Raw genomic sequence first — 17530 nt, 5'->3', positions numbered from 1 at the left:
TTATCCTTGAGCATCAGCGGGGAGAAAGGGTTCGCCGAGGGTTAGCATCAGACGGTTGGCCCAGGCGAAGAAGGCGGTGGACTGCACCAGATCCAGCAGTTGCAGGGTGTCCAGTCCTTGCGCGCGCAGCGCCTGTAGCTGTGCCTGGCTGGCACTGGCGGGAGTGACGGAGAGTGCGGCGCTGAAATCAATGATGGCCTGCCAGCGCGGCGATTGACCGTGGGATAACTCCGCGCCAGGTGACACATTCAGCAGCTTTTGCACCGCCGCATCATCTTTCGCTAACTGGCTGGCTTTACGTGCGTGCACTGAGGCGCAATAGATGCAGCCATTGACTTTACTCACCACCGTGGCTGCCAGCTCACGCTCCGCACGCGCTAAACCGCCGGACGTATAAAAGATGCCTTTATCGGTCAGGGTACGCTGTTCCAGCAGTGGCAGGTTGCGACCCAACAGGCGGAAGTAATCAGAATCGCTGTGACCAAAGCGCGCCAGCGTGGCTTTTTCTTCGGTGGTAAATTCATGCAACGGTTTAGCCGCCAGCCAGGGTTCCCAGCCCAGTTCCTGCTGCGTGAAAGCCGTGAGGGCGGTTTTCCCGCTATGGGTGCGCGGGGCGTTATGCCAGATACCGGCTACCGCGTGTTGTGTAGACGCTAAACTGTCGCCGTTAAGTAAGCGGAACCCGGCCAGTAGCCGACTCTGGAAGCTGACAAAGGCGACCAACTGCGCCAGCGTGACGATGCCGCGTGGTGTCCAGCCGGCGCTGTGCAGGTTGGCAATATGCTGCGGTGTTGCTTCGACAGGACGAAAACTCAGGCGTTCGGCAAAAGCACGCGCCGCCTCATCGCGCGCGCTATGCTGCGCGCCCGAAGCCTGCTGCTGGTAATGCGCCTGCAAAGTCACTTCGCCATGCCAGGCCGCCACCTGTGCCGCCAGTGCAAAACGCGCCGGGAGCGGGAAATCGTCGTCATGCTGACCAAAGAGCACCTCATAGCTGCCCTGAGTATGGCGGGTGGCAGCATCGCGTTGGGCACGCGCCTGCGCCAGTTCCGATGCCGGATCGATATCGGCCAGTGCCGCGAGCAAATCATTCACTTGAGACATCTCTTTCTCCTGTTAAGCATTGCGCAGTTGTGGCGCGATGTGGTCGGCAATCAGTTCAATCGAGCGCAAAATATCGGCGTGGGGAGGATCAATCGAATGCACCTGGAAGGTGATATCGGTGGCGCGCGCCAGCACACTGTCCTGCGCCAGTGAGGCCTGCACCGCTGCGACATCGCCGAGATGGGCGTCAAACTGCCGAATATGGTCATCCAGTGAATCACCGAACAGGTGATGTCCACTGGCGCGAAACTTGTCGGCCTGACGCTGCAAACCGGCTTGCGCCAGACGCCGCGCATAGCCGCTGGAATCCGCGACAAAGGCGGTGCGGGAGGCGAGGATACGTGGCGCAATCCCTGCCGGTAGCGCCGCCAGATAGGCGTCGATCATCGGGTTTTGCAACGCATCCAGCGGCAAATCGGGCTGTTCGGCGGGACGCGGTTGGGTACGCGATAGCATCAAACCATGCCCCGCCTGACCGGCGCGTGCGGCTCCCTCCACCGAAAAGGTGGCGATCCACACCCTCTGTGGCAATGAAGTGGCCGCCGGATAAAGATGGTTATCGGGGTGCGCCAGGCTATCGCCACGCCAGGCACTCAATACGCTATGCAATTGTTCGGCAAAAAAAGGCGCGCGTTGCTCGATTGTCAGACCAAACGGCAGAAACGAGGTCGCCGTGCCTCCGGAGCCAAAACCGACCTCCAGACGCCCGTTACTGAGCAAATCCAGCACTGACGCGTCTTCCGCCACGCGCAGCGCATTCTCCAGTGGCAGGGTAATGATGCCGGTGCCAAGACGGATGGTGCGGGTATGTGCGGCCATATAGGCGAGAAACACCAGCGGGGAAGGCAGCCCGCCTTCGTGCTCATGAAAATGGTGTTGCGCGATCCAGGCGCTGTCTAAGCCGCAGCGCTCGGCGTGTTGAATCTGTTCGGTCGCCAGCCGGTAGCGCTGTTGGGCGCTGCCTTCATCCAGCAGACGGGTAAAAAAACCAATGCGTTTGCGCGTCATGCAGACTCCTTAATCAGCGGACGGAAAGCGGGAATCGCCTCGATCAATGACCGGGTGTAGGGATGCTGTGGGGCAGTGAACAAGGTGACAACGTCACTCTGCTCTATCACTTCCCCGGCGCGTAGCACGGTGACGCTATGCGCCAGCCGCCGCACCGTAGCGAGATCGTGAGTAATAAACAGATAGGTCAGGCCAAGATCGCGTTGGAGCTGTTGCAGCAATTGCAAAATCTGCGCCTGCACCGTGACATCCAGCGCTGAGGTGGCTTCATCCAGCACCAGAATGGCCGGTTCGAGGATCAGCGCGCGGGCGATCGCCACCCGCTGCCGCTGTCCACCGGACAATTCGCGTGCTTTGCGTGTCAGCAGCTCCAGCGGCAGTGCCACGCGTTGCGCTACCGCCTCAACCCGCTGACGGCGTTGGTCACGACTCAGACGCTCAAAATTGCGCAGCGGTTCTTCGATGATGGCAAACAGCGTCTGGCACGGATCGAGCGATGCGTACGGGTTCTGATAAACGAACTGAATTTTGCGTCGCAGCTGGCGACGTGCTTCGCTGCTCAGGCCGCTGGCGTCAATGCCATCAATCACAACGCGGCCACTGTCGGCTTTCTCAAAACCGACCAGAATGCGCGCCAGGGTGGTTTTACCTGAGCCGGACTCACCCACCAGCGCGTGGGTGGTGCCACGCGGTACGCTGACGCTGACCTCGCGCAGGGCATGAAACTGCTGCCGTCGTCCCAGTCGAAACTGTTTACCAATGGCAGAAAGCTGTATCGCCGGGGTGGAAAACGCCGCGTTCACCTGCGGAGCCTGTGCCAGGCGATTAAGCTGAGCATCCTGTAAAAGCTGGCGGGTGTAGGGATGCTGCGGAGCATGGATCACCCGCGCGGTGTCACCCTGTTCCTGAATCTCACCGTGACGAAACACCAGCAAACGATCCGCCCGTTCCGCGGCCAGCGCCAGATCGTGTGTGACGAACAGCACGGCGGTGCCGGATTCCCGGCGTAGCACATCCAGCAGATCGAGAATGCGCTTCTGTACCGTCACATCCAGCGCGCTGGTCGGTTCATCGGCGATGATAATTTGCGGGCGCAGGGCGAGGGCAATTGTGATCAACACCCGTTGCTTCATCCCACCCGAGAGTTGATGCGGGTACTGGGCAGCACGCTGCTCGGGATGGCTGAGGCCGACGCGACTCAGTAACTCAATTACCCGCTGCTGCCGCTCCTGACGGCTGATGCGCAGATGCAGTTGCAACATCTCACCCACCTGTTCACCGATGGTCTTGACCGGGTTGAGCGAGTTGCCAGGGTCCTGCGGCACCAGGCTGATGCGCACCCCGCGCAGGCTATCCAGCCGTTTGGCGGACCAGTTGCTGATATCAGTGCCGTTAAGCAGAATCCGCCCGTGGTCGCGGCGACCATTTTCCGCCAGCAAACCAATAATCGCCTGAGCCGTGGTGGTTTTACCGGAGCCGGACTCGCCGACCAGCGCCACCATTTCGCCCGCCTGCAAGTTGAAGCTGACGTTATGCACCACCGGACGCCATAACCCCTGCTGGCGATAGCTGAGGGTGAGGTTTTCAAGGGTCAGCAATGCGCTCATTTTGCGCCTCCGGCCAATTGTTGGCTGATGCGGTTGGCTGCCAGCACCACGGCGACCACCACGATGCCGGGAAACAGGGTCAGCCACCAGGCGGTGGCGAGATAATTGCGACCTTCCGCGATTAACAATCCCCACTCCGGTGTCGGTGGTGGGGTGCCATAACCGAGAAAACTCAGGGTGGAGAGCGCCAGAATCGCCTGACCAAATTGCAGAGCGGCAAAGGCGACCACCGCCGTCAGCGAATTGGGTAAAATGTGCCGCCATAACACGCGCCAGAAACTGCCGCCGCTGCCGTATGCGGCTTCGACATATTCACTGCGTCTGACGCGTACCACTTCACCGCGCGCCAGGCGGGCAAAACTGGCAACCGAAGCAATACCCACCGCCAGTGCCGCATGAACTGTGCCAAATCCCAGCAAAATCAGGATGCTGAGGGAAAGCAGCAAGGAAGGGATGGAGAGCAACACATCCACCAGCCGCATCAGCACGCTTTCGGTACGTCGTCCGACGGCCCCGGCAATCACCCCCAGCGTGGTACCGCCGACAAACCCCATTGCCACGGCGGCAAAGGCTGCCGCCAGCGACTGCGACGCGCCATACACGATGCGGGTGAACAGGTCGCGTCCGAGTTGGTCGGTGCCGAGCCAGTAAGTGGCCTGCGGCGGCAATCGCTGCGCGCCGGCGATGCCTGCGGTGGGACTGAAATGGGTCAGCAGTCCCGGCGCGAGGGCGGCTAACAGCGCCAGCGTTATCACCCCCCACGCCAGCCACAAACCCGGTTGTAGCGATAACCTGGCGCGTGGGCCAGACACGCGTTCGCCACGGCGTGCGGCTGCGTAATCCACCAGACTCATCAGTGGCCTCCTGGAATAGGTTGCAAACGGGGATCGAGCAATGGCATCAACACATCCACCAGCAAATTAATCAGCACAAACCCCAGCGCCGAGATCATCACCACCGCCTGAAGTACCGCGACATCCTGATTGTTGACCGCCTGTTGCGTCAGTTGGCCCAGCCCGCTGCGGCCAAACACGGTTTCGGTAATCAGCGCCCCGGCAATCAATTCGCCGAGCAGTAAACCGGCGATGTTCAGTACCGGCAGCAGCGCGTTGCGCAGCACATGACGCCATAACACCCGGTTTTCGCTGGCCCCTTTGGCGCGCGCCACCGCGACAAAGGGTTGGGTAGCGACTTCATCAATGCTGCGCAACAAAATCTGCGCCAGCGGCGCGGAGATAGGGATCGCCACGGTGATCACCGGCAGAATCAAGCCCTGAAGAGGGGAAGGGTTGATGACCGGGATCCAGAGCAGTTGAAAGGAGAACATCTGGATCAAGGCGATGCCGAGCCAGAAGGTGGGTAACGAGATAAATAACGCCGGGACTGATTGCAAAAATGTTCGCAGCCCACGCAGGCCCGGCAGACGTGACAACGCCGCCAGGGCAAACGCCAGCAATGCCGCCAACAGAAAACCCGGTAGTGCCAGGCTCAGGGTGGCTGGCAGATTACTGGCGATCAATGCGCTCACCGCGACCCCAGCCTGTACCGAATAACCAAAATCACCACGCAACATCGCCAGCAGGGTATGGAGATACTGCTGCCAGATCGGGCTGTCGGCCCCGTACGCCAGCCGCATTTGCGCAATTTGCGCCGGGCTGAGGCCGAGGTCCGGGTTCTGAAACTTAATCAGAATCGCATCGCCCGGCAGCACCTGGAGCAGAAAGAATGACAGGGTAAACGCCGCCCATAGCACCAGCAGACTTTGTCCCAACCTGTGCAGCAGAGAGTGTCGCATCGTCAGCCCCCGTTAGTGTTTTTCCAGCCACGCGCCGTAGAATGACGGACGGCCTACGGCTTCAAAACTGATGCCCTTCAGCCAGGGCGCACCGGCAAACACCTGCGGTTCTTCAAAGATCGGGATGACATAGGCGTGGTCCAGCAGGTAACGCTGGGCGTCTGCGGTTAATTGCAGACGCTTTCGTGGTGCGACTTCCGCCGAGATATTGACCAGCAAGCTGTTCAGTTGGTCGTCACGGAAATTTTTCACCTTGTCGCTGGAGCCGCCTTTTTGCAGCAGCGCATCACGATTGGTGGGATAGAACATACTTTTTACTACATCCGGATCGGCACGTCCCACTTCCGACACCGTCAGCGGCGTTTTCAGCGGATCAAGGTTATCCAGGGTTTTGCTGCCCGCATCACCGGCTTTCACCGTCAGCACCACGCCCACCTGACGCCACTGCTGCGCCACCAGTTGCAGCACTTCTTTGTTTTGTGGTTGAGGCGGGGATTCATACACCGTCAGCGCCAGTTTCTGACCGCCTTTTTCACGGATGCCATCGCTGTCGGTATGCCAGCCTGCCTCCTCCAGCAGCTGTTTCGCCTGTGCCGGATCGTACTTCAGCTTGTCACTCAGGTTGACGTAACCCGCCGCTGAGGCAGCAATCACGGACGTCGCTTGCGGATAATTGGGAGAGAACAGGGTTTGCACCACTTGCTGCGCATTGGTGGCATGCAGCAAGGCCTGGCGCACCTTCACATCGCTGACCAGCGGGTTATCCGGGCGAAAACTGATGCTGTCGTTGACACCACGCGTGGGGGCCGCATAAATCGGGAAGTTTTGTGCGGTGGCCTGTTTTTCGTCATACGCCTGTACCTGACGGATAAAATCGGCCTGTCCCGCCAGCAGCGCGCCGATACGCACGCTATCTTCAGGCGTCACAATAATTTTGATGCCGTCGAGATTGGCCGGGCCTTGCTGCTGAATGTTTTTTGGCCCCCAGTGATAATCTTTGCGCGCCACCAGGTCGACTTCACGGCCCAGTTGTTCATTGCTGACCACAAACGGCCCGGAACCGATGATATGGCGTGCATCGCCAAGTTGGTCAAAACTGCGTTGCAGGGTACTCAGGGAAACCAGCCCTGAGCCGATGGTGGCGGTGCCCTGTAAAAAGCCCGGCGACGGTTTTTTGAAGTAAAACTTCACCGTCAGAGGATCAATGACTTCGCTGTGATCGTAGTTGTTGATCACCTCAGAAACCGGCAGGCGCTGCGCTTTATTACCCAGCCCGTAAGTATCGAAGTTTTTTGCCACGGCGTTGGCATCTAACGGTGTGCCATCGGAGAAGGTCACGCCCGGACGAATTTTAAAGGTGTATTCGGTTTTATCGGCGTTGCTGCTCCAGCTTTCGGCTATCCACGGTTCAACCTGCAAAGTTTTTGGGTTTTGCCAGGTGAGTTTGTCGGTAATCTGATTGAGAATGCCGCCGTTCGGGTAGAATCCGCCAGCGGGGGGATAGAGGTTGGTATGCGGTTGTTGTTCCAGATAAATCAGCGTCCCGCCTTTTACCGGCGTGTCGGCTGCCTGCGCGCTAAAGATCCCGGTCAGCAGGGCGAAAGTTAATGCCTGCAAGTGAAAACGTTGCTTCATGATGGTGAATTCCTTTGTTATCAATTACCCGACGGGCGGTTTTCATCATCGAATGCCGCGGCGCGGAGTTGAACAAAGGAAATGCACTAAGCTTTGCCGGAAAAAATAAATGGCGGGGTGGGTAAAAATGCGTGATAAATCGCGCGCGCTACAAAGCGAACGATCGGTAGCGGCGCGATTTATCGCGCAGAATTAACGCCAGTGACGCGTAATAAATGCGGCCGCTGCATCCAGCGCATGACGCGCCGCGCCGAGGGCAATATCGCCCTGAAACACATGATGCATCCCTTCATAAATATCCAACCGTACCTCGCCACCCCGCGCGGCAGCCGCTGCGGCATAACGGGTGGCATCATCCAGCAACAACTCATCGGTTCCAACCTGAATCGCCAGCGGTGGTAATACTTCCGGCACGCCGTATAGCGGTGAGGCCAGTGGCGTGGTGGGATCGTTACCGTTCAGGTAAGTTGCGGCCAGTTGGGTCAGGACTTCCGGGCGGAAAATCGGATCGTACGTCTCCGGGTTATTGAACGAATCGCCAGTAAATGCCAGATCGAGATACGGCGAAAACACCACGGCTGAACTCACTTCAGCACACACGGCAGGGTTTTGTAATAAGCCCAATGCCAGGCCAGCACCAGCCGAATCACCGATTAACGCATATCGCGTGATCCCTTGCGCTGCGAGCCATGTCGGAATCTGGGAAATGGCCTGGGGGGCTGCCGGGAAAGGGTGATTCGGGGTCAACGGGTAGTCCGGCACGAAAGTGGCGATACCGGTGCGTGCCGCTATCTGACTGGCAAAACCGCGATAGGCGCGTGCGCTGCCGAGGGCATAGCCCCCGCCGTGGATAAACACCAACGCCCGCTGGCTGGATGCGGTTTCCGGCTTCACCCACCAGCCATTGACGGTGTCGGTATTGACCGGCTCCGTTATCATGCCTGCCGCGATCGGCGTCTGTTCCAGCAGCGCGTCATACCACTCCGGGATAGATCCCTGGAAAGTGTTGCGATGCTGCTCCAGCGCCGCAAGGATTTGTACTTCCTGCGTGCGGTCTGCGGCGGACAAAGGGTGGTGTGTTTCGATGGCTGTTGTCATGTACGCAATCTCCATTTAGCGGTGCCGAACCATTTCGACCTGCCCGAGTATGTTGCATTCCTGTGTAACTGAACAGGGCTGACCATTTCCATTTTCTTAATTCACTTTGTCGATTTTGTTGTTTTACGAACGTTATTCCCCGTTCCACACTAGCCGCCATATTCACGATGGAAAAGGATAAGGCGCATGTCATACCGACTGAGTTTGCTGGATAAATCGCCGATAGCGGAAGGAGAGGGTGCGACTGGCGCGCTGCATCGCACCCTGCATTTGGCGCAGCAGGCGGAAGCCTGGGGATATCATCGGTTCTGGTTGGCGGAACACCATAATTCTACCCAGTTAGCCAGCCCGTCACCTGAGTTGCTGATGGCGTGGATTATCGGTCAGACGCGCCATATTCGCGTGGGTTCCGGTGGCGTGATGTTGCAGCACTACAGCCCGTATAAAGTGGCAGAAAACTTCAACCTGCTGGCCTCACTGGCACCGGGCCGGATCGATCTTGGCGTAGGTAAAGCGCCCGGTGGTCTGCCGCTGTCGACGCGTGCATTGCAACTCGGTGTCCATGCCGCTGAAAAAGGCAGTTTTGCCGAACAACTGGCGCTGCTGGATGGCTGGCTTCAGCCCGCAACGCAACAACATGATGAAGAATCACTGGTCGCCACACCGCAACCCACCCGCCCGGCCAATCGCTTTCTGCTGGGGGCCAGCGAAGAGAGTGCCCGGCTGGCAGCCGATCTTGGCTGGCAACTGGTGTTCGCCGCGCATCTGAATGGCGACCGTGCATTGATGGAGCGGGTACTCACGCGTTACCACCAGCGCAGCAACGGCCAGCGAGCGCTGGTGGCGGTGCAGGTGGTGGTGGCGGATTCACCGGCAGCGGCTGACCTGCTGGTCAGTAATCTGCGTTTCTTTCACGTCAACGTGCAGGGTGGCCAGAGCGTGAATGTTGCCAGTCTGGAGCAAGCGGAACGTTATGTGCGTCAGGGGGGATACAGCGATTACGTGATTGAACCCCGTACCCCGTCGTTACTGAAAGGCACCGCCGCACAGGTACACGCCCAATTGGAGGCGCTGCATCAGAACTTCGGCATTGATGAGTTTGTGATTGATTCGCCGGTGGTGGAAGAGCAAGCCCGCCTGAAATCCCTTGAACTGCTGGCAACCCATCGTCTGGTCGCGGCCTGAGCAACATCCCCGGAGACATCCTATGACGCAATTTTCGCAACAACAGCTGATTGACTGGCGACGCGAGCTGCGCAGTTGGCCGGAACTCTCCAGTCACGAAGTGGAAACCACCGCCCGTCTGCGCGGCTGGCTACAAGCCGCCGGAATACGGTTGCTGGGTTATGCACTGGAAACCGGTGTGGTGGCGGAGATCGGTCAGGGTGATACGGTGATTGCGCTGCGCGCCGATATCGATGGTTTGCCGATTCATGAGGCCACTGGCCTGCCGTTTCGTTCGCGTCATACCGGTGTGATGCATGCCTGCGGTCATGATGTGCACAGCGCGGTGATGCTGGGTGCGGCGCTGCAACTGAAGGCCCAGGAGGCGCAGCTAACGGGGCGTATTCGTATCCTGTTTCAACCCGGTGAAGAGAACGCCACCGGCGCACGGCAATTCATCAAAGCTGGCGTGTTGCAGGATGTGCAGGCGATTTTTGGGATGCATAACGAGCCTGGCTTGCCCACCGGCACCTTCGCCACGCGCGCTGGCGCTTTTTATGCCAATGCCGATCGCTTTGTGATCCGCGTCAGCGGTACCGGCGCGCATGCCGCACACCCGGAACAGGGAGTGGACAGTATCCTGGTCGCCAGCCAGATTATTCAGGCGCTGCAATCATTGACCAGCCGCAGCTTTAATACGCTCGATAGCCTGGTGCTGAGCGTCACCCGCATCGATGGCGGAAAAACCTGGAACGTGCTGCCGGGTGAGGTCGAATTTGGTGGAACAGCCCGTACCCACGACCGGCAAGTGCGGCAGCAGCTGGAACAACGGGTGCGCCGTCTGGTCGAGAATGTGGCGGCTGCCGCCGGAGCCAGCGCCAGCCTGAGCTGGCACGCCGGGCCACCGGTGCTGGAGAACGACGCGCATTGGGCTGCTTTCGCCAGTAACGTGGCGCAGCAGGCGGGCTATCGCGTGCAAACCGCCGATCTGCATCTCGGTGGCGAGGACTTCGCCTTTTATCTGCAACAGATCCCCGGCGCTTTTGTCAGCATCGGCAGCGCCAGCGATTTTGGCCTGCATCATGGTGGGTTTAACCCGGATGAAGCGCTGATCGCCCCTGCTGCCAGTTATTTCACGCAACTGGCGCAGCAGGCGCTGCTACATCTCAATGCCCGATGTCGTGACGCCATTCTGAATTAACCCATTCTTCAACCCGATATTCACCTGTAGCGGCATCCTGCGCGATGCCGTCAGGCTTCGCTATGGCTAAAGAGGGACCATTATGACTGTAAGACAACTTCGACTGGGCACCATTCTGCATGGTGCATCCGGCAACATGTCTGCCTGGCGTCATCCGGCGGCGCTGGCCGATGCCAGCATCAATATTGATTATGCCAAACAGATTGCGCGCAAAGCGGAGCAGGGCAAGCTGGATTTCCTGTTTGTTGCCGACGGCCTGTTTATCAATGACAAGTCGATCCCGCATTTTCTTAACCGTTTTGAACCCCTGACGCTGCTGTCAGCCCTGGCGGGCGTCACCCAGCATCTCGGCCTGGTGGGCACCGTCTCCACCTCCTACAGCGAACCTTTTACCGTGGCGCGTCAGTTCGCCAGCCTTGACCATCTGAGCGGGGGACGTGCGGGTTGGAACGTGGTGACCTCGCCGCTGGAAGGGTCGGCGAAAAACTTCTCGCGCCAGCAGCATCCTGAGCATGCATTGCGTTATCGCATCGCCGACGAATATTTGCAGGTGGTGAAAGGGCTGTGGGATTCGTGGGAAGAGGATGCCTTTGTGCGCAATAAAGAGAGTGGGCAGTTCTTCGATGCCACCAAACTGCACACCCTCAACCATCACGGTGATTTCTTCCAGGTGCAGGGGCCACTGAATATCGCGCGCACGCCGCAGGGGCGTCCGATTATCTTTCAGGCCGGTGCCTCCGAAGATGGTAAAAAGCTGGCAGCACGACACGCTGACGCCATTTTCACCCATCAGCCGACGCGCGAAGAGGCCCAGGCATTCTACCGCGATGTGAAAAAGCAGCTGGTCGCCAATGGCCGCCAGCCCGAGGATCTGCATATCTTCCAGGGGGTTGGGGTGATTGTGGGTGATGATGCCGAGGATGTGGAGCGTCAGTATCAAACCACTGCCGCGCTGGTGTCGATTAAGGATGCACTGAATTACCTTGGTCGCTTCTTCGACCACCACGATTTCTCGCAATACCCGCTGGATGAACCCTTCCCCGATATCGGTGATATCGGTCAGAACAGTTTCCGTAGCACCACCGATGAAATCAAACGTAAAGCCCGCGAGAACGGCCACACGCTGCGTCAGGCGGCGCTGGAGGCGGCCACGCCGCGCCCTCTGTTCCACGGTACGCCAGAACAGGTGGCGGATGGCCTGCAACTGTGGTTCGAAAGTGCAGCAACTGACGGTTTCATTATTAACGGCGGTACGCCGGATAGCTTCGAACGTTTTGTTGACCGCGTCGTGCCGATTTTGCAGTCACGCGGTTTGTCACGCCTTGAATACCCTGGGACCACGCTGCGTGCCAGCTTCGGTCTGTCCGATCCGGTTAATCAGTTCACACAACAATAAAAGCGAGTTGATGCTATGCAGAAGAAGATCTCCCTCATCGCCCTGTTATTACTGACCAGCAGCGCTGCCGCCCTCGCCGAAGAGGTGGCGCTGAACGGCCAGCAGGTCAGCCTTGAAGCGAACAAAACCCCGATCAACACCAGCAAAAACAGTGCTGCCGTGGCACAGATCCCCGCCGGACACCATTTCGCCGCGCCCGGCACCTTTACCGTGGCGGTGGCGGCGCAGAACTCACCGCCACTGACGGTGTTTAGCGATGACAACAAAACCCTGTTGGGCAGCGAAGTGGATATTGCCCGGCTGGTGGCGGATAGCCTCGGGCTGAAGCTGAAGATCGTACCAACCTCATGGGAGGACTGGCCGCTCGGCGTGGCTTCCGGTAAATACGATGCCGCCATCAGCAACATCACCGTGACCAAAGAACGTAAAGAACGCTTCGATTTCGCCACTTATCGCAAGGACTCGCTCGGTTTCTATGTCAAAACCAGCAGCCCGATAAAATCCCTCACCAAAGCGGAAGATATCGCCGGGCTGCGCATCATCGTCGGCTCCGGCACCAATCAGGAAGCGATTTTGCTGGCGTGGGACAAAGCCAATCAGGCCAAAGGTCTGAAACCGTTCACGCCGATTTATACCAAAGATGACGCGGCACAAACCCTCGCATTGCAATCGGGCCGGGCTGACGCTTACTTCGGCCCCAACGTGATTGGTGCCTGGAAAGCGGCCCTGACCGGACAGACGCGTTTAGTCGGCAGCGTCGACGGTGGTTGGCCGAAAGCGGCGCACATCGCGGTGACGGTGAAGAAAGGCAGCGGTCTGGCGGAACCGATCAGCACCGCGCTGAATGGCGTGATGCAGAACGGCGACTATCTCAAGGTACTTAATCGCTGGGGTGAGGGTGTCGAACATATCGACCGCTCGGAAGTGAATCCGGCGGGTCTGGGCGATTAAGGAGGCGGCATGAGCCAACAAGTTTTCCGTGAAGTGTCGCCGGAAGCGCCCGAGTTACAGCCAATTCTCACCGGATTATTCGGCGAATATGAGGCGCGCTACGGTGATTTCTTCCGCAACAGCAAAGAAGTGGAACAGACCGAATGGTACTTAGCGCCGCATGGGTTGTTTATTGTGCTGGAACGGGACGGCGAGATCATTGCTATGGGGGCGTACAAACCCTATGACGACCACACCGCTGAATTCAAACGGATCTGGACACGTAGCGACCTGCGCCGTCAGGGGCTGGCGCTGCTGATTTTGCAGGAACTGGAACGGCGCGCGCTGCGCGCCGGTTATCAACGTATTTTCCTCACCACCGGTTTCCGCCAGCCGGAAGCGGTGCGTTTGTATATCGGCCACGGTTATCAGCCGCAGTTTGAACTGCGTGACGATATGGAGATCTACGGCCAGCCGCCACATGACGGGCGCTTGCGCTTCCTGAAAGTGATTGATGTGCACAGCAAGGAGCCTGCATGAAATCCGCACAACCTTTAACTGTGGTCCCGGCGCGCTATCCGGCGCGCACCTTCGGAGCGATTGTTGCGCTGTTTATCCTCGCCGGGGTGATTGAGTCGGTGGCGTTTAACCCGCGCTGGGAATGGGGCGTATTTGCCCGCTGGTTTTTCGATCCGGTGATCCTCAGCGGGCTGGGACAAACCCTGTTGCTGACGCTGTTTGGCACCGTGTTCAGCCTGATCTTCGGCGGCCTGCTGGCGCTGGCACGGCTGTCATCCTCGTGGTTGCTGAGCTGGCTGGCGTTTGGTTATATCTGGCTGTTTCGTTCGCTGCCGCTGATTGTGGTGCTGATCATTCTGTATAACTTCTCCTACTTATACGACACGCTCTCCTTCGGCATTCCCTTTACCACGTTGTCGTGGGGGCATTTCCAGACCATCAACGTGCTGGGGCAGTTCCCGGCAGCGGTGATCGGCCTGACGCTGGTACAAAGCGCCTACAGCGCCGAAATCATTCGCGGTGGCTTTCTCGGTGTGGATCACGGGCAGTTTGAAGCTGCCTCGGCGCTGGGTTTGTCCTCTTCGCGTCGTACCTTCCGCATCATTCTGCCGCAGGCGCTGCGCGCCATCATCCCCACTGCATTTAATGAAATCATCAGCCTCGCCAAAGGCACGGCGATGGTTTATGTGCTGGCGATGCCTGAACTTTTTTACACCATCCAGATGATTTACAACCGCACGCAGCAGGTGATCCCGCTGCTGATGGTTGGGGCTGCCTGGTATCTGATTATCACCACCGTGTTGTCGTTATTGCAGCACAGCGTTGAACGCTGGCTGGCGCGCAGCGTCACCCGCGAACCGCAACCCTCGCGCTGGCGTCAATGGCGCAACCGCGCCACTACTGAGGATCTCTCCCATGTCCGAAGCCATTGATTACCGTAATCTCCATGCCACCGGTGCCATCAGCATCACCCATGTCAGCAAGTTTTTTGGCAAACATCAGGCGCTGGATGATGTGTCGCTGGAACTCGCTCCCGGTTCCGTCACCGTGATCCTCGGGCCGTCCGGTTCGGGAAAATCGACGCTGCTGCGCACCATTAATCATCTGGAGCGGGTGGATGAAGGGTTTATCCAGATTGATGGCGATTACATTGGTTATCAGCGTCGGGGCGATAAACTCTATGAATTAAAAGAGAAAGCTATTCTGCGTCAGCGCATTAACGTGGGCTACGTGTTTCAGAATTTCAATCTGTTTCCCCATTTGACGGTGCTGGAAAACTTAATTGAAGCGCCGATTGCCCATCGTCAGCTCTCGCGCCGCGAAGCGATCACCCGTGCGGGCGAGCTGTTGGATATCGTTGGCCTGCGCCATAAGGCGGATGCCTGGCCGCGCCATCTTTCAGGGGGGCAGCAGCAGCGTATCGCCATTGCCCGCGCGTTGATGCTTAATCCGCGCGTGATGCTGTTTGATGAACCCACCTCGGCGCTTGACCCGGAACTGGTGGGCGAGGTGCTGGATGTGATCAAGAAACTGGCGAGGTCCGGCACTACGCTGGTGATCGTCACCCATGAGATCGGTTTCGCCCGTGAAGTGGCGGATAACGTAGTGTTTATGGTGGATGGCCGGATTGTCGAGCAGGGCAGCAGCCAGCAGGTGCTCAACCAACCGCGTCATGAAAGGACGAAGCGCTTTTTGGCGAGGGTGCTGTAACGAATATTCATCATGTGCAGGAACTACCTGATAAAGCGCGATAAATCGCGCCGCTACTTATTGGTCAAACAGTTGCATTCAAAATAAACTGCACTATCCTCACAAACACGGCGGGACTAAAACCGCCGTCACAAAAAGCAGCTATCCTGCGTCATACAATCATAACTGCTGCAATCCACCCATTAAAAATCAACTGGTTGCAATGAAAATACGCTTCCTGTCGGCAAATGAGCATAAACTGGCTGAAGTCCGCACCATCCTTGAGCCGGTCGGTGTCGAGGTGATCCCCATCGCGCGCCGTATCGAAGAGATCCAGACCGAAAATGAAGTCGAACTGGTGCGCGATAAGCTCACCAAGGCGTTCTCGATTATCGGTCGCCCGTTGTTTGTTGAGCATACTGGCCTGTATCTCGACGGGTTAAACGGCTTACCGGCCGGACTGACCCGCATTTTCTGGAATCGCCTCGAGGCGGAACGTTTTACCAAGCTGGTGCAAGGGCTGGAGAGCCAAAGCGTGACCGCCAAAACCGTATTGGGTTATTGCGATGGCCGCAAAATGTACCTGTTTGAAGGTGAAGTTCGTGGCACCATTGCTGCGCAGGCGGCGGGACCGCGCCAGTTTCAGTGGGATTGCGTGTTTATCCCGGAAGGACACAACCAAACCTTTGCCGAGATGGGCGAGCTGAAAAACGAGATTTCCATGCGTCGCCTGGCGCTGGATCGCTTCGCCACATTTTTGAAAACGTCACGGGGATTGGCATGAAACCGGAACTGAAACGCGCCTACGATGCTGGCAAGCTGATTCTGTTTGCCGGGGCCGGGATTTCGCGTAACCTCGGCCTGCCGGAGTGGCATGAGCTGATTGCGCATCTCGCCAATGAACTGGGCTACGATCCGAAAATTTTCAATACTTACGGTACGCATCTGTCGCTGGCGGAATATTACAAGCAGCGTAAAGGGTCGCTCGGCCCGTTACGCAGTTGGATGGATCGTGAATGGCATCGCCCGGATATTGATGTGCGCAGCTCCGAAATCCATACCATGATCACTCAGGGTAATTTTTCGCGTATCTACACGACCAATTACGATCGCTGGCTGGAGATGGCGCACGAGGCGCATGGCGTGCCCTACAGTAAGGTCGCAAATGCCGCCGATCTGGTGTCGCTCACTGAAGATAAGCGGCATATCATCAAATTACATGGTGATTTTGACGATGACACCTCGATTGTCCTCGATGAAAGCAGCTATTTTGAACGACTGTACTTCGATTCGCCGCTGGACATTAAGCTGACACATGATGTGATGGGCAACTCGGTGTTGTTTGTGGGCTACAGCATCAGCGATTTCAACATCCGTCTGTTGTTCTATCGCCTGACCAAGATGTGGGGGCGTACCGGGCTGGCATCGGCGCGACCGAAATCTTACCTGTTTACCAATCGCAATAATCCGGTGGCGAAAGAGGTGCTGGGGCAGTGGGGGATTGAGATGATCGTCTCTGAAGAGGATGATCCGCGCAAAGCACTCGCGGATTTTTTGCAGGAATTGATCGCCTGACAGGCAAAAAACCATTGCCTGGCAACGATAATTCGGAATATACTGTATATAAATACAGTTAACGAGGTGCATCATGGCAGTCGAAACCAAATATGTTGTGGTCAGAAAGGGTGAAGAGAAAATGACGTTTGCCAATAAAAAAGACGCAGATGCCTGGGACAAAATGCTCGATATGGCCGATGCCTTTACTGACTGGCTGTTGCAAAACAATCCAGAGATGGATGAAGGCCAGGCCGAAGCGCTGGGTTTGCAACTGGCGGAGCAGAAAGACGCGGTGCAGCATATTCTGCGTACCAGCAAACTGCCGGAGCCGGTAAATGCGGAAGACGCTGTGGCTGCCGAAACCGCCAAAGTGGATGATGCCGAAGAGGCAACGGCGGATGCACCCGAAAAGAAACCGCGCGCGGTAAAAGCCGCCTGATTTAATACCACGCCGTCGTAAAGGGCGGCGTGATTGTTTCCCCCGTAGCGGCGCGATTTATCGCGCGGTTTTTTCTGACATTGCATCAAATTGCGCGATAAATCGCGCCGCTTGTATCTTGAAGTTGTAACTGGTTAGCTACCCGTTACACGAAACGGAGGCAGCTTGTCGCGCCGCTTAAGACCCGATCTTGTGCCGTAGCTTAAAGCCCTCCGTTTCTCCTTTCACGCCAGCATCTACTCTGAACGGTAACCAGAAGCTCTGACTTCGTATGTACAAGGCAAGATGGCGTGATGGTTCATGTGAAAGGGAGCTGTCTTATGATTTATCTCGGTATTGATGTCAGTAAAAACAAACTCGACCTCTGCCTGTTGCCCGGCAACGGGAA

The 17530-nt window shown here is 57.6% G+C and carries 17 protein-coding genes; 10 read left to right on the top strand and 7 right to left on the bottom strand.

Translation table 11 applies throughout. The features are described 5' to 3' along the window. The 7 genes from CTZ24_RS22360 to CTZ24_RS22330 form a co-directional block, all read right to left on the bottom strand. Window positions 1-1104, bottom strand: a complete 1104-nt coding sequence (locus CTZ24_RS22360) for an alkylhydroperoxidase domain protein (protein WP_208725772.1) — start codon at window positions 1102-1104, stop codon at window positions 1-3. Between the two features lie 12 nt (window positions 1105-1116). Further along, a complete protein-coding gene (locus CTZ24_RS22355; protein ID WP_208725765.1) occupies window positions 1117-2112 on the bottom strand; it encodes a putative FMN-dependent luciferase-like monooxygenase in 996 nt (331 codons plus the stop codon). Beyond that, complete coding sequence (locus CTZ24_RS22350; RefSeq protein WP_208725763.1) at window positions 2109-3719, bottom strand: dipeptide ABC transporter ATP-binding protein; 1611 nt, start codon at window positions 3717-3719, stop codon at window positions 2109-2111. The genes CTZ24_RS22355 and CTZ24_RS22350 overlap by 4 nt, the downstream gene beginning before the upstream one ends. After that, window positions 3716-4573, bottom strand: a complete 858-nt coding sequence (locus tag CTZ24_RS22345) for an ABC transporter permease (protein WP_208725761.1) — start codon at window positions 4571-4573, stop codon at window positions 3716-3718. The genes CTZ24_RS22350 and CTZ24_RS22345 overlap by 4 nt, the downstream gene beginning before the upstream one ends. Continuing rightward, the gene (locus tag CTZ24_RS22340) at window positions 4573-5514 is read right to left on the bottom strand and encodes an ABC transporter permease (protein WP_208725759.1); all 942 of its coding nucleotides are present in this window, start codon (window positions 5512-5514) and stop codon (window positions 4573-4575) included. The genes CTZ24_RS22345 and CTZ24_RS22340 overlap by 1 nt, the downstream gene beginning before the upstream one ends. 12 nt (window positions 5515-5526) lie before the next feature. Beyond that, the gene (locus CTZ24_RS22335; RefSeq protein ID WP_208725757.1) at window positions 5527-7149 is read right to left on the bottom strand and encodes a TIGR04028 family ABC transporter substrate-binding protein; all 1623 of its coding nucleotides are present in this window, start codon (window positions 7147-7149) and stop codon (window positions 5527-5529) included. Between the two features lie 192 nt (window positions 7150-7341). Then, the gene (locus CTZ24_RS22330; protein ID WP_208725755.1) at window positions 7342-8247 is read right to left on the bottom strand and encodes an alpha/beta hydrolase fold domain-containing protein; all 906 of its coding nucleotides are present in this window, start codon (window positions 8245-8247) and stop codon (window positions 7342-7344) included. 186 nt (window positions 8248-8433) lie between these two features. On the opposite strand from CTZ24_RS22330, the gene CTZ24_RS22325 reads away from it, so the two are divergent. From CTZ24_RS22325 to CTZ24_RS22280, 10 genes are all read left to right on the top strand, one after another. Continuing rightward, complete coding sequence (locus CTZ24_RS22325) at window positions 8434-9432, top strand: MsnO8 family LLM class oxidoreductase (protein ID WP_208725753.1); 999 nt, start codon at window positions 8434-8436, stop codon at window positions 9430-9432. Between the two features lie 22 nt (window positions 9433-9454). Continuing rightward, window positions 9455-10612, top strand: a complete 1158-nt coding sequence (locus CTZ24_RS22320) for an amidohydrolase (RefSeq protein WP_208725751.1) — start codon at window positions 9455-9457, stop codon at window positions 10610-10612. An 82-nt stretch (window positions 10613-10694) separates the two neighbouring features. Then, window positions 10695-12008 carry an LLM class flavin-dependent oxidoreductase gene (locus CTZ24_RS22315; protein WP_208725749.1) on the top strand — a complete coding sequence of 438 codons (1314 nt, stop codon included), beginning with the start codon at window positions 10695-10697 and terminating at the stop codon, window positions 12006-12008. A 15-nt stretch (window positions 12009-12023) separates the two neighbouring features. Beyond that, window positions 12024-12959 (top strand): ABC transporter substrate-binding protein, encoded by a 936-nt coding sequence (locus CTZ24_RS22310; RefSeq protein WP_208725747.1) that lies wholly within the window; start codon window positions 12024-12026, stop codon window positions 12957-12959. Between the two features lie 9 nt (window positions 12960-12968). Continuing rightward, entirely contained in the window at window positions 12969-13478 is a 510-nt protein-coding gene (locus CTZ24_RS22305; protein ID WP_208725745.1) for a GNAT family N-acetyltransferase, read from the top strand. Next, window positions 13475-14389 (top strand): amino acid ABC transporter permease, encoded by a 915-nt coding sequence (locus CTZ24_RS22300; protein ID WP_208725743.1) that lies wholly within the window; start codon window positions 13475-13477, stop codon window positions 14387-14389. The genes CTZ24_RS22305 and CTZ24_RS22300 overlap by 4 nt, the downstream gene beginning before the upstream one ends. Further along, window positions 14373-15167, top strand: a complete 795-nt coding sequence (locus tag CTZ24_RS22295; RefSeq protein ID WP_208725742.1) for an amino acid ABC transporter ATP-binding protein — start codon at window positions 14373-14375, stop codon at window positions 15165-15167. The genes CTZ24_RS22300 and CTZ24_RS22295 overlap by 17 nt, the downstream gene beginning before the upstream one ends. 202 nt (window positions 15168-15369) lie before the next feature. After that, entirely contained in the window at window positions 15370-15930 is a 561-nt protein-coding gene (locus CTZ24_RS22290) for a non-canonical purine NTP pyrophosphatase (protein WP_208725740.1), read from the top strand. Next, window positions 15927-16721: an SIR2 family protein gene (locus tag CTZ24_RS22285; RefSeq protein ID WP_013511679.1), complete on the top strand. Its 795-nt coding sequence runs from the start codon at window positions 15927-15929 to the stop codon at window positions 16719-16721. Before CTZ24_RS22290 ends, CTZ24_RS22285 begins: the two co-directional genes overlap by 4 nt. 73 nt (window positions 16722-16794) lie before the next feature. Then, window positions 16795-17142, top strand: coding sequence for a YebG family protein (locus CTZ24_RS22280; RefSeq protein ID WP_208725738.1), 348 nt, complete (start codon window positions 16795-16797; stop codon window positions 17140-17142). The last annotated feature ends 388 nt before the right edge of the window (window positions 17143-17530 follow it).

The organism is Pantoea phytobeneficialis, from assembly GCF_009728735.1.
GTDB lineage: Bacteria > Pseudomonadota > Gammaproteobacteria > Enterobacterales > Enterobacteriaceae > Pantoea > Pantoea phytobeneficialis.
This window is presented reverse-complemented; position numbering and strand designations above follow the sequence as displayed.